At 69.6% G+C, this 12594-nt stretch carries 10 protein-coding genes and 1 pseudogene; 8 read left to right on the forward strand and 3 right to left on the reverse strand.

The genetic code is table 11. The features are described from left to right. Positions 1-506: 506 nt before the first annotated feature. Positions 507-1241 carry a glucose 1-dehydrogenase gene (locus ABZ827_RS27660; protein WP_357242657.1) on the reverse strand — a complete coding sequence of 245 codons (735 nt, stop codon included), beginning with the start codon at positions 1239-1241 and terminating at the stop codon, positions 507-509. A 123-nt stretch (positions 1242-1364) separates the two neighbouring features. On the opposite strand from ABZ827_RS27660, the gene ABZ827_RS27665 reads away from it, so the two are divergent. From ABZ827_RS27665 to ABZ827_RS27680, 4 genes are all read left to right on the forward strand, one after another. Beyond that, entirely contained in the window at positions 1365-2441 is a 1077-nt protein-coding gene (locus ABZ827_RS27665) for a diacylglycerol kinase (RefSeq protein ID WP_357242660.1), read from the forward strand. Positions 2442-2552: 111 nt separating this feature from the next. Further along, a complete protein-coding gene (locus tag ABZ827_RS27670; protein ID WP_357242662.1) occupies positions 2553-2741 on the forward strand; it encodes a hypothetical protein in 189 nt (62 codons plus the stop codon). Positions 2742-3100: 359 nt separating this feature from the next. After that, positions 3101-4999, forward strand: coding sequence for a hypothetical protein (locus ABZ827_RS27675; protein ID WP_357242665.1), 1899 nt, complete (start codon positions 3101-3103; stop codon positions 4997-4999). A 177-nt stretch (positions 5000-5176) separates the two neighbouring features. Continuing rightward, the gene (locus ABZ827_RS27680) at positions 5177-6073 is read left to right on the forward strand and encodes a hypothetical protein (protein ID WP_357242668.1); all 897 of its coding nucleotides are present in this window, start codon (positions 5177-5179) and stop codon (positions 6071-6073) included. A 28-nt stretch (positions 6074-6101) separates the two neighbouring features. Here the strand turns inward: ABZ827_RS27680 and ABZ827_RS27685 are convergent, their stop codons facing one another. Together ABZ827_RS27685 and ABZ827_RS27690 are read right to left on the reverse strand one after the other, a co-directional pair. Next, the gene (locus ABZ827_RS27685; RefSeq protein ID WP_357242671.1) at positions 6102-6536 is read right to left on the reverse strand and encodes a ferritin-like domain-containing protein; all 435 of its coding nucleotides are present in this window, start codon (positions 6534-6536) and stop codon (positions 6102-6104) included. Positions 6537-6636: 100 nt separating this feature from the next. Further along, positions 6637-7203 (reverse strand): hypothetical protein, encoded by a 567-nt coding sequence (locus ABZ827_RS27690; RefSeq protein ID WP_357242673.1) that lies wholly within the window; start codon positions 7201-7203, stop codon positions 6637-6639. Positions 7204-7362: 159 nt separating this feature from the next. Here ABZ827_RS27690 and rimP point away from each other — a divergent pair, with 159 nt between their 5' ends. The 4 genes and pseudogenes from rimP (at position 7363) to infB (ending at position 12547) form a co-directional block, all read left to right on the forward strand. Then, positions 7363-7986: a ribosome maturation factor RimP gene (gene rimP, locus ABZ827_RS27695; protein WP_357242676.1), complete on the forward strand. Its 624-nt coding sequence runs from the start codon at positions 7363-7365 to the stop codon at positions 7984-7986. After that, the gene (gene nusA / locus ABZ827_RS27700; RefSeq protein WP_357242679.1) at positions 7983-9011 is read left to right on the forward strand and encodes a transcription termination factor NusA; all 1029 of its coding nucleotides are present in this window, start codon (positions 7983-7985) and stop codon (positions 9009-9011) included. Before rimP ends, nusA begins: the two co-directional genes overlap by 4 nt. Before the next feature lie 206 nt (positions 9012-9217). Beyond that, positions 9218-9499, forward strand: a pseudogene (locus ABZ827_RS27705) (YlxR family protein); the annotation flags it as partial. A gap of 108 nt (positions 9500-9607) precedes the next feature. Further along, entirely contained in the window at positions 9608-12547 is a 2940-nt protein-coding gene (gene infB / locus ABZ827_RS27710) for a translation initiation factor IF-2 (RefSeq protein WP_357242682.1), read from the forward strand. The last annotated feature ends 47 nt before the right edge of the window (positions 12548-12594 follow it).

A 12594-nucleotide genomic window follows, 5' to 3' on the forward strand; every position in this document is an offset into this window, starting at 1 on the left:
TCTCCCTTGCATTCACAGATCTGTGTACCTATCGTATACCCATCGGGACTTTACAGATCTGTGTAGTGGAGGTTGTCATGCAAGGAGGAGTGCCCGGATTGGTCCGTTTCCTTCGTGAGTTCGCGATCGGCGTGCACATCGCGAACGGTATCCGGCACGGTGTACCCGATGCCGGAGTCCGGCCGCGGCGGCGAAAGGCTGCGGCACGAGCCGATATCCAGCGCCCGGCCGAAAGATATGGCGAAGAAATGCCTGCACGGTGCGTTCAGCGCTGGAACCCGGCTCCTTCGGGTGGCGTCCGCGCATGATCGGTTCGGAGCCGAACCGATCCAGGAGACGGAACTGAATGCCGCAAGCCATGCCTTTTGCCGGCCGCAGGGCACTCGATTCCCTCGAGCTGGACGGTGACGCGCAGCGATCAGCTACCCGTTGCAGGTGTTGCTGGGGGGCGGTGCCGTTGTGTAAGGCTGCTTGCGCGTTTATCGCAGCGCTTTTGGTGCGGTGTGCTACTTGTGCGGCACGCCCGTGACAAGTCCGCCGTCGACCACGAACTCGCTGCCGGTGGCGTAGGAGGATTCGTCGCTGGCGAGGAACAGGATGAAGGTGGCGACCTCGGCGGATTCGGCGGGGCGGCCCATCGGGATCGTCACCAGATCGTCGGGGATGCCCTCGGTCATCGGGGTGCGGATCAGGCCGGGGTGCACGGAGTTGACCCGGATGCCGTGCGGCGCCAGCTCGAGCGCCGCCGATTTCGCCAGGCCGCGCACACCCCATTTGGAAGCCACGTAGCCGTGGGCGAACGGGGCGCCGCGCAGTCCTTCGATGGAGGAGACGTTGATGATCGAACCGCCGCCTGCGGCGATCATCGGCTCGACCGCGGCGCGCATACCGAGGAAGGTGCCGACCAGATTGACGTCGAGGACCGCCCGGAACTTCTCCAGCGAGAGCTTCTGTAGCGGGGCGCCGTTGACGATGCCGGCATTGTTGACCAGCACATCGAGTTTGCCGAATTCGGCGGTGGCGGTGGCGACGGCGGTATCCCACTGCTCCGGTTCGGTGACGTCGAGCGGGACGTAGCGTGCGGCGGCGCCGATCTCCGCGGCGAGCGCCTTGCCCTCGTCGTGGAGTACATCGCCGATCACAACCTGTGCGCCCTCGGCCACCAGCAGCTTCGCATGGGCCGCACCCATACCCCGTGCGCCGCCACTGATCAGGGCGACTTTGCCGTCTACACGTCCCATGGCGGTGACGCTACCATGAAACTGGAACACGTTCTAGACAGTGTTCCGGAACAGTGTTCGGAGCTGGAAGACCGCGGTGGAGCTGTGATTTCACCGCATGAATCCCCGTATCTAGGAGAAGTAATGGCCCTTCGCGTCGTCCTCGTCGGCACCGGTAACGCCGGCCGGATCGCCCTGACCCAGCTCATCACCGATCCACGGTTCGAACTCGTCGGTGTGGGCGTCTCCACCCCGGAGAAGGTCGGTGTGGACGCGGGGGAGCTCGCCGGGCTGGATGTCACCACCGGGATCACGGCGGTCGCGGATATCGAGCAGTTGCTGGCCACCGGGCCCGATTGTGCCGTGTACTGCGCGATGGGTGATGTCCGGTTGGTGGAGGCGATGGGCGACGTCCAGCGGTTCCTGGCGGCCGGGGTGAATGTGGTCGGGACCTCGCCCGGCCTGCTGATGTACCCGTGGGGGACGCTGCCGCCGAAATTCTTCGCCGAGGTGGAGGCGGCGGCCGCGGCAGGCCGGGCCAGTCTGTTCGTCAACGGAGTGGATCCGGGATTCGTCAACGACCTGGTCCCCTTCGCCTTGGCCTCCACCTGCCAGCGGGTCGAACAGGTGCGCTGTCTGGAAATCGCCGACTACGCGACCTACGACGGATCCACGGTAATGTTCGACGTGATGGGGTTCGGCAAACCCCTCGACGAAACCCCGATGCTGCTGCAACCGGGTGTGCTCGGTATCGCCTGGGGGCCGGGGATGCGCGCGCTGGCGGCGGGGCTCGGCGTGCAGATGGACGAGATCACCGAGAGCTACGAACGCGAACCCGCGCCGGAGAGCTTCGAGGTCGCCGTGGGCGAGGTCCCCAAGGGCAGCCAGGCGGCGCTGCGGTTCGAGATCACCGGCCACGTGGCCGGACATCCGGCCATCGTCGTCGAACACATCACCCGGTTGCGCGACGATCTGCGGCCGGACTGGGCACGCCCCGCGCAGGCCGGGGGGTCCTATCGGGTGGAGGTCACCGGTGAACCCTCGTACGCCGTCGATATCAGCCCGTCGAGCCGCCGCGGCGACCACAACTACGCCGCGATCCTGGCCGGCGTCGGCCGGGTGGTCAACGCCATACCTGCCGTCGTGGCCGCCGAACCGGGTATCCGAACAACCGGTGACCTGCCGATGTACACCGGCCCCGGTCTGACGGTCCCGGCCTGACCGAGTGCGATCGCCCGCGGATTCGGCGGCGATCCACCGACACGCCTAAGCTCGGGAACCGGAGCGGGCGAGCCGGTGGCTCGTCGCCTACACCAGGGAAGGTTGCGCTGAATGTATGAGCCCGACCGGTCCGGCCCGCGTGAGCCGAACCTGTCCGAACTGCGGGAGCGCGCCGCGCACGGCGATTCCGACGCTGTCGCACAGCTGCTCGATATCGGGGACGAACGGACCGATGCCGTCGATCTGAGCGAATACGACCTCGGCACGGAAACCGCCGGCAACACCGACACCGAGCGGTAGTTCGCCGCTGGGCCCCTGATCTCATGAAGGTTCGGATATGAACGAAATGGGGGGTCACGATCAGCGCTCCGTACCCATCGCCGGAAAAGTGAGATTTCGGCATTCGCCTGCCGATATCCGCCACCTAGGGCGCCCACGCGGCTGCGGTGCCACCGCGTAATCCCACGTGGTACCCGGCGTATCTGCCGATGGCAGGGGCTCCGCAATCCAACGGGCTTCCACCCGATGGGCGGCTGGGCGGGCTACCCGCAGGCCGGTCAGTTCTGACCGGTCTCCGGCGCGGACCGGATGGTTGATCCCGGGCCCGTCGTGGCCGATAGGGGTTCGGCCCGGGCCGCCCACTTGTAGGGTGGGTCGGTATGGGAAGCGCTCCGGTCTCCGCGCCGGAGCGCACGTCTATCCCCGATACCCACGGCACCGGGATATCCGCTGTCCGGCCGGGGTCCGGCCGGCTGTCCGGGGTGCTCCGCCGCTGGCGGCGGGTTCCCGGCCGCAAGGTGCTGGCCGTCGCGGCAGGCCTGATCCTGCTACAGCTGGTGGTGCGCGGCTGGGTCCTGGCGAACGGCTACTTCTACTGGGACGATCTCATCCTGGCCGGGCGCGACGGCAGCCATCCGCTGCTGTCCGGCGCCTTGCTGTTCCCTGATCACGACGGACACGTCATGCCCTTGGCATTCGCGGTCTCGTGGCTGGTCAACGCGGTCGCGCCGCTCGAATGGGGTGCTACGGCGGCGGTGATCCTGCTCTTGCAGGCGGTCGCGGCGGTCGCGGTGCTGCGGTTACTGCTCGTCCTGCTCGGGCCCCGGCGGGCGCTGCTGGTGCCGCTGGCCTGCTACCTGTTCTGCCCGCTGACGCTGCCCGCGTTCGCCTGGTGGTCGGCGGCGCTGAACGCGCTGCCGCTGCAGATCGTGCTCGCCTGGGTCGCCGCGGACGCGGTACTGCTCGACCGCACCGGGCGGCGCCGGTATGCGATATCCGGCGTCGTGCTGGTGGCCGTGGGCCTGTTGTTCTTCGAGAAGGCCGCCGTCGTTCCGTTCGTCGCGTTCGCCGTGGTGGTGCTGCGGCGGCACGTCGACGGCCGCGGGTTCGCGCTGCGGGCGGTACTGCGGCGTGGCGCGGTGCTGTGGGCCGGTGCGGGTGCGGTGCTGAGTTGCTGGGCGCTGGTCTACTACGCGGTGGCGGGGATTTCGGGCAGCCACGGCGACAGCGGAGATCTGGCGCATATGTTGCCGGGCGCGGCCTGGGCCGGGGTGGTCACCGCGTTGCTCGGTGGGCCGTGGGGCTGGGAACGGTGGGTGCCGTCGACACCGTGGGCCGTCGCACCCGGCTGGGCGGCCTGGGTGGCGTGGGGTCTGCTGGCGGCGGTGGTGGTCGCGACGATCAGGGCCCGGCCGGTGGTCTGGCCGGTGTGGGCCGCGGTGGTGGTGTACCTGCCGGTGGTGCAGATACCGGTCGTGCTGATGCGCGCCGGGCCCAACACTGTCGACGAACTCACGATGTCGCTGCGCTATCTGGCCGACGCCGCGGTCGTGCTCACCATCGCGGGTGCGCTCCTGCTGCGCGCCTTCCTCCGGCGTCGCCCCGAGGGCAACCGTGAGCGTCGTAGCGCCCGCTGGGGCCTTTTCCCGGCGGCGCTCCTGGTCGTGCTGTTCACGGCGAGCAGTTTGTGGTCGACGTACACGTTCACCCGGAGCTGGTCGGAAGGGCCGACGAAAACCTATGTGACAAACGTGAAATCGGAATTCGCCCGGTGGGACGGGACACCGCTGCTGGGACAGGAGGTGCCCTGGAGCGTGCTGAACCCGACCGCCTATCCGCAGAACGAGGCGAGCCGGGTGCTGTCGTCGGTCGCCCCGCCGGGTGCCTTCGCCGATTCCACGGAGCGCTTGCGCATGATCACCGACGAGGGCGAGTTCGCGGATGCCCGGGTGTGGTGGAACCGTGTAGTGCTGCCCGGCCCGGAGCCCGGTTGCGGTTATCGGATCGAGGGCCCCGTACCTGTGCGGGTCGCGCTGGACGGTCCGATGATCGCTCACGAATGGACTGCGCAACTCAACTACTTCGCCGATCGGGACGCACAGATCACGGTGGGTTTCGAGAGCGGCGCGAAGGTCGCGGTACCGGTGCGGGCCGGGATGCACACGGTGTTCGTACGGATCGTCGGCAGTGGTTCGGCGCTACTGGTCGGGAACCGCACGCCCGGGGCGCAGCTGTGCCTCGGTACCGGGCCGGTCGGCGTGGCGTCCTACGACCGATAGGCGCAGGGTGCGCCTTGTCTTCCCAGCCGCGGCAATAACGCGCGGGGTGCGGCGGAAGGATGGCGTGTCACGGTGTCGAGTGGGTGTCCGGACGCGTGCCGCGGGCCGGCCGTCGCCACCCGGCCGGGCTGCGACCGTCATACCGTCACACCTGACCAGCAGCTACATGGTGGAGGCATGCCGATGACCGAGGATGGTGGTTCTGTTGCCGACGGTGCGACCGTGGACTCGGTCACCGGGCAATTGGCCACCCGGCTCGGCATAGTGGGCGAGACAGCGGGCCAGGTGATGCGCCGCGATGTGCGGGGAGTGGCCGGCGGTGCGCAATCGATCGCACTGTTGACCCAGGCCGATATCGAAGGGGCCCGGCGAATCCAGGCACCGGAGGTACCGCGCACTGTCGGCGGAGCCGAAACCGTTGCGGCGGCACACGATACCCCACGCGCCGGCCTGTCCACTCCGCCGGGACCCGAGCCGGCCGCGGCAGCGGGACCGGAGCGTAACGGGAGCCCGGCACCGGAACCTGCGGTGCCGCCCGGGCCGGGTCGGACCGGCGATGTGGGGCCGGAGCCGGCCGCGCCGGCGGACGCCGAGCGCGCGGCAGGGACCGGGCACCCCGGCGGCGAGCGGCCCGAGACGGGCGGAGCCCCGGCAACCGCCGAACGGGAGGAAACCCCGAACCGTCCGGCTTCCGATCTTCCCGCGGCGCCGGCCGCCCCGCGCGAACCGCAGTCCTCGCCCGGCGGCGCACCCGATCCGGCCACCGGAGCTTCGTCGCCGGACCCCGGAGCGGAATCGTCCGGGCCGGGCGGCCAGACTCCGTGGTCGCAGGCCGATGGTTCCGACCCGGGGCGAGGTCAGCAGCCCGGCAGTACGCCGTGGAACAGCGGCGGCGGCTCCTCGATGCCCTATATGCCGGGGATGCCCGGGGGGCTCGGGGGTTCGCTGACACCGCAGGAAAGGCCACCGCGCGGTAGCGCCCCGTGGTCCCGGGGGCGCACCGCGGGCGGCGGCGAAACCGTCTTCCCCCGGCCGCGACCGGACGATCAGGCGTCCACCGGCCGTCCCGGATGACCGGAACCGGGCCGGCGCTCGTCCCGGCTCAGGGCTGACCGGGAAACGCGGTGGTGGCCGGCTCGATGCCGCGTATCCCCTGCCAGACCGCCCGGCGTCCGGCGCATTCGGTGAGCGCGTCGATCGCGGTACGGCGGGTGGTTTCGGTCTCGGCGCGCTCGACCACCGCGCGCCACGCCACCGCGGTATCCGTTTCGACCACGATCGCCAGTTGCGCCGCGGTATCCGGATCGGATACCGGTATCGGCACTGTATAGGCGGGATCGGGTGGGGGCGCGGTTCCGCCCTTGCCGGTCAGGGCGTCAACGGTCGCATCCCGCCGCGCTCGGTGTTCGGCGGTGTACTGTCCGACGGTCCGGCTCTGGCCGGCGCCCGCGTGGGCGGCGATGAGGCCGTAGGCGTAGACGGCGGCGTATTCGGCCGCGAGGGCGTCGTGCAACGCCTGCTGTTCTGTTCCACTCATGCTGCCGCCTCCGGGCCTGACTCACTCATGCTGTGTCCATTGGGCATGAGTGCGGGCCCTTCGTGGTTTCGCTTCGCTGCCGCCTCCGGGCCTGACTCACTCATGCCAGCAGCACCCCCGCCTGTACCGCGCACGCGGCGCTGATCGAGGCGAGCAGGCCCGCGCGATACCCGGACTGGCCGACTGCCAGATCGGCCGCCGCGCGCTGTGACGAGGTGAGCTGGGCACGCAGGCCGTCGATACTCGGTGGTTCGGCGGGTGCCGGTGTGGTCGTAGGGGCCGGGGTTTGCACGGCCGGTGTCGTCCCGTCGCCGTACACACCGATCGCCCGATCGATCTCCGCGCGCAGTGCGTCGGCGTGGGCCGTGCGTTCGGCGGCCACGGTGGTCAGCGCGGTGGTGCGCGCGGGGTCGATCGTGATCGCGGCGCGGGCGGCGGCCGCGTCGGTACGGGCGGAGAACTCCTGGGCGGCGAGCACGTCGGGTTCGGTGATGGGGTCCTCGGCGCACGAGATCAGGGTGGGCAGGGCGAGCAGCCCCACCGCGCCGCCGCCCGCGACCCGAAGTGCCGCACGGCGATTCAGGCCTAGGGGTGTGCGGTCGTCCCCCGTGCCGGCGGGTCCGCGGGGACACCCCGGGCCGGGCCGGTCGGTAACACTCTGGGTCACCGGGACATCGTGCCAGATTCGCGATAACGCCCCGGGCCTGGCATCCTCCGGTGGAACTTACCGCGGACCGCTGGACCTCTACCTTCTCGGCGCGCGTTACGCTGGATCACCGGCACAGAAACTTCCGTCCGCGTAAAAACTGAACCAGGAGCTGCCCATATGCCGATGCCGACCGAGGAAAGGGTGAGCCGGCTCGTCGCCGGACTCGTCGCCGGTCGAGGATTCGATCTCGAGGGTGTCGAGGTGTCCACCGCGGCGGGGCAGACCCGGGTGCGAGTGATCGTGGACAGTGACGACACCGCGGACCTCGACAGTATCGCCGAACTCAGCTCACGGGTGTCGGAATGCCTGGACGAAGCGGACGACGAGTTCGGTACCTTCCGGTACCTGCTCGAGGTGACCACTCCCGGAGTCGACCGTCCACTCACCGCCGACCGGCACTGGCGCCGGGCGCGGGGGCGGAAGGTCCGGGTTGTGCTGCGGCCGGGTATCGCGGCACCCGAACCCGGGCTGCCGGGCTCGTTCGAGGCCCGGGTCGGCGCGCTCGACGGTGACAATATTGCGCTGGTGCTCGGGGGTAAGCGCGCACCGCGCCTGGTCACTGTCGGATTGGGGGATATCGAACGCGCTGTGGTGGAAGTGGAATTCGCTCCGCCGAGCGCGCGTGAACTCGAACTCACCGGGGGAGTCGCCTCCGGCCGCCCACCCGCGGGAGCGGACGCCGCGGAACCAACCGGAACCACCGTCGCCGCGTCCGATTCGACCGAAGGGACCATGGAATGAATATCGAAATCGAAGCCCTGCGCGCCATCGTCGCGGATAAGGGGATCTCGATCGAGACCGTGATCTCCGCGATCGAAACGGCTCTGCTCACCGCCTACAAGCACACCGAGGGGCATCAGCCCAACGCCCGGGTCGAAATCGACCAGCGGACCGGCCTCGTGCGGGTGCTGGCCACCGAACTCGACGCCGACGGCCAGGTGATCTCCGAATGGGACGACACCCCCGAAGGGTTCGGCCGGATCGCCGCCACGACCGCCCGTCAGGTGGTGCTACAGCGGCTGCGCGATGCGGAGAACGAGAAATCGTTCGGCGAATTCTCGACGCACGAGGGCGATATCGTGGGCGGGGTGGTGCAGCGCGACGCGCGTGCCAACGCCCGCGGCACCGTGGTGGTGCGGATCGGCAGCGAACTGCACGGCGCCGAAGGGCTGATCCCGTCGGCGGAACAGGTGCCCGGGGAGAACTACGAACACGGCGACCGGATCAAGTGCTATGTGGTCGGTGTGTCACGCGGTCCGCGGGGGCCGCAGATCACCCTTTCCCGCACCCATCCCAATCTGGTCCGGCGCCTGTTCGCGCTGGAGGTACCGGAGATAGCGGACGGGTCGGTGGAGATCGTCGCGGTGGCCCGGGAGGCCGGGCACCGGTCCAAGATCGCGGTGCGCTCCACGGTGTCCGGGGTCAACGCCAAGGGTGCCTGTATCGGCCCGATGGGGCAGCGGGTGCGCAATGTGATGAGCGAACTGGCGGGGGAGAAGATCGACATCATCGACTACGCGGAGGATCCGGCGACCTTCGTGGGTAACGCGCTGTCACCGTCGAAGGTGGTCTCGGTCACGGTCGTGGACCCCGACGCGCGCGCGGCGCGGGTGATCGTGCCCGATTTCCAGCTGTCGCTGGCCATCGGCAAGGAGGGCCAGAACGCCCGGCTCGCCGCCCGCCTCACCGGCTGGCGTATCGATATCCGAAGCGATGCCGCCCCGGATACCGGTGGTTCGGTGCGTACGGAGGTCCAGCGCCGTTGACTTCTGTTCCGCGCGCACCGCGCCCCGCGCACTCCTATCCCTCCGACCAGCGAACACGCCGCGCCGACCCGCCCGTGGAGCCGCCGGTGGGGGCGGGGTTGGGAGGCTTCGACCGGTCAGCGGTAGAGTGGTGTCAGGTTCGGTCCGAGTCTTCGGTTTCCGCCCACGAGCGTGGAGAGTCCGCGGCGCCCCGGCGCCCGGTTTATCCGGTACGTACGTGCGTCGGATGCCGGAAACGCGAACCGGCCGCCGAACTGCTGCGGATCGTGGCGCGTGGCCCCGGCACCGGTAACGGTGCGGAGGCTGTCGTGATCGTCCCCGACCCACAGCGCAGACTTCCCGGACGGGGTGCCTGGCTGCACCCCCTTTCGTCTTGTCTGAGCGCAGCGGTCCGGCGCCGAGCGATCGGCAGAGCACTACGAGTGTCCGGAAATCTGGATATCTCAGCCCTGGAGCACCACCTCGAGAACAGGCACGAGCACTCATGAGCACACCGTGAAGTACCAACGATGAACGTCCATCGGAGTTAACCCGAGGTCGTGCGGGTCCCCGCCAGCAGGCGGGAGGCACTGCTCGACCTCTCAGTGAGGAGAGCAGTGGCAGGCAAGGCCCGCGTGCACGAGTTGGCAAAAGAACTCGGTGTCACGAGTAAAGAACTACTCGCGAAGCTCAAGGAGCAGGGCGAGTTCGTGAAGTCGGCATCGTCGACGGTGGAGGCACCCGTCGCGCGCCGGCTCCGCGAATCGTTCGCCGCGAAATCCGCGCCGGTGAAATCCGACCGGTCGAACGGCGCCAAACCCGCGGCCCGTCCCGGTCCGGCGACCGGAGCGAAACCCGCGGCTCCGGGTCCGCGGCCCGGCCCGCGGACCCCCGCCCCGGCGACGAAACCGGGTCCCGCCGTACCCGCCCCGGCTGCCGAGAGCACCCCGGCACCGGCGCCCGAATCCGGCCCGAAACCCGCCGCGGCTCCGCGGCCCGGTCCCGCCGTGAAGCCGGGTCCGGCGCCCGCCCGGGAAGCGGCGCAGGCGCCCGCGGCCACACCGCCTGCCGCCCGTCCGGGCCAGCAGCGTCCGGCGCCCGGGCAGAGCCCGGCCCGTCCGGGCCCCAAACCCGGTCCCAAACCTCCCCGGGTCGGCAACAACCCGTTCTCCTCGGCTCCCGAACGTGAGCGTCCGACGCCGCGTCCGCAGCCGGGTCCGCGCCCCACACCGGGTCAGGGCGGTCCTCGCCCGGGCCCGGCGCAGGGTGGCCCGCGTCCCGGCCAGGGCGGTCCCCGTCCCGGCGGGAACGCACCGCGTCCCGGCCCCGGTGGTCAGCGTCCGGCGGCAGCGCAGGGTGGTCCCCGCCCCGGCGGCGGTCCGCGGCCGAGCCCGGCATCGATGCCGCCCCGTCCGACACCCGGCGCCATGCCCCAGCGTTCGGCCCGGCCCGGCCCGGCGGCCGGTGGTCGTCCCGGCCGTCCCGGTGCCGGTGGCGGTGGACGCCCCGGTGGTGGCGGCGGCGGTTACCGCGGTGGCGGTGGCGCACCCGCAGGTACCGGCGCACCTGCGGGTGGTGGCGGTTTCCGCGGTCGTCCCGGTGGCGGTGGACGCCCGGGTGGTCCCGGTGGCCGCGGTGGCGCGGCCGGTGCCTTCGGCCGTCCCGGTGGCGCGCCTCGGCGTGGTCGTAAGTCGAAGCGGCAGAAGCGCCAGGAATACGATTCGATGCAGGCCCCGTCGGTCGGCGGCGTGCGGCTGCCCCGCGGCAACGGTGAGGTGATCCGCCTCGCTCGCGGTGCGTCGCTCTCCGATTTCGCGGAGAAGATCGACGCGAACCCGGCGGCCTTGGTACAGGCGTTGTTCAACCTGGGTGAAATGGTCACCGCGACCCAGTCGGTCAACGACGAGACCCTGGAGCTGCTCGGCGGCGAGATGAACTACGTCGTGCACGTGGTGAGCCCCGAGGACGAGGACCGCGAGCTGCTGGAATCGTTCGACCTCACCTACGGCGAGGACGAAGGCGGCGAAGAAGACCTCGAACAGCGGCCGCCGGTGGTCACCGTTATGGGCCACGTCGACCACGGTAAGACCCGGCTGCTGGACACGATCCGTAAGGCCAACGTCCGCGAGGGCGAGGCCGGCGGGATCACCCAGCACATCGGTGCCTACCAGGTGATGACCCACCTCGGCGACGACGACCGGTTGATCACCTTCATCGACACCCCGGGTCACGAGGCGTTCACCGCCATGCGTGCCCGTGGTGCGAAGGCCACCGATATCGCGATCCTGGTGGTCGCCGCCGACGACGGTGTCATGCCGCAGACGGTGGAGGCGATCAATCACGCCCAGGCGGCCGATGTGCCGATCGTGGTGGCGGTGAACAAGATCGACAAGGAAGGCGCGAACCCGGAGAAGATCCGGCAGCAGCTGACCGAGTACAACCTGGTGGCCGAGGAGTACGGCGGCGAGACCATGTTCGTCGATATCTCCGCCAGGGAGAACATCAATATCGAGGCCCTGCTCGAAGCGGTGCTGCTCACCGCGGACGCCGCCCTGGACCTGCGGGCCAATCCGGAACAGGACGCCCAGGGTGTGGCCATCGAGGCGCATCTGGACCGCGGCCGCGGTCCGGTCGCCACGGTGCTCATCCAGCGCGGCACGCTGCGGGTCGGCGATTCGATCGTGGCGGGCGACGCCTACGGTCGCGTCCGGCGCATGGTCGACGAGCACGGCGCCGATGTCGAGGCGGCACTGCCGTCGCGGCCGGTGCAGGTCATCGGCTTCACGTCGGTACCGGGCGCCGGTGACAACCTCCTGGTCGTCGACGAGGACCGGATCGCCCGGCAGATCGCCGACCGGCGTAATGCGCGTAAGCGCAACGCGCTGGCCGCACGCAGCCGTAAGCGGATCAGCCTCGAGGATCTGGATGCCGCGCTGAAGGAAACCAGCGAGCTGAACCTCATCCTCAAGGGCGATAACTCCGGCACCGTCGAGGCGCTGGAAGAGGCACTGCTCGGGATCGAGATCGACGACGAGGTGCGCCTGCGGGTCATCGACCGTGGTGTCGGTGGTGTCACCGAGACCAACGTCAACCTGGCGTCGGCGTCGAACGCGATCATCATCGGGTTCAACGTCCGGGCCGAGGGCAAGGCCACCGAACTGGCCAACCGCGAAGGCGTGGACATCCGGTACTACTCGGTGATCTACCAGGCCATCGACGAGATCGAGAGCGCGCTCAAGGGCATGCTCAAGCCGATCTACGAAGAGGTCGAGCTGGGCCGCGCCGAGATCCGGGCGATCTTCCGTTCGTCGAAGATCGGTCTCATCGCCGGTTGCATGGTGTCCTCGGGTGTGGTCAAGCGCAATGCCAAGGCCCGTCTGCTCCGCGACAACAGGGTGGTCGCCGAATCCACGACGATCAACTCGTTGCGCCGGGAGAAGGACGACGCCATGGAGGTCCGTGAGGGCTTCGAATGCGGTATGACGCTGACCTACTCCGATATCAAGGAAGGCGACATCATCGAGGCCTACGAGTTGCGCGAGAAGCCGCGCGACTGATGATGTGACACGGGCCGGACCGGGCGTCCGGCCCGATCATCGCTATC

Origin of the sequence: Nocardia sp. NPDC019395, from assembly GCF_040632335.1 — a bacterium.
In the GTDB taxonomy this organism is placed as follows: domain Bacteria; phylum Actinomycetota; class Actinomycetes; order Mycobacteriales; family Mycobacteriaceae; genus Nocardia.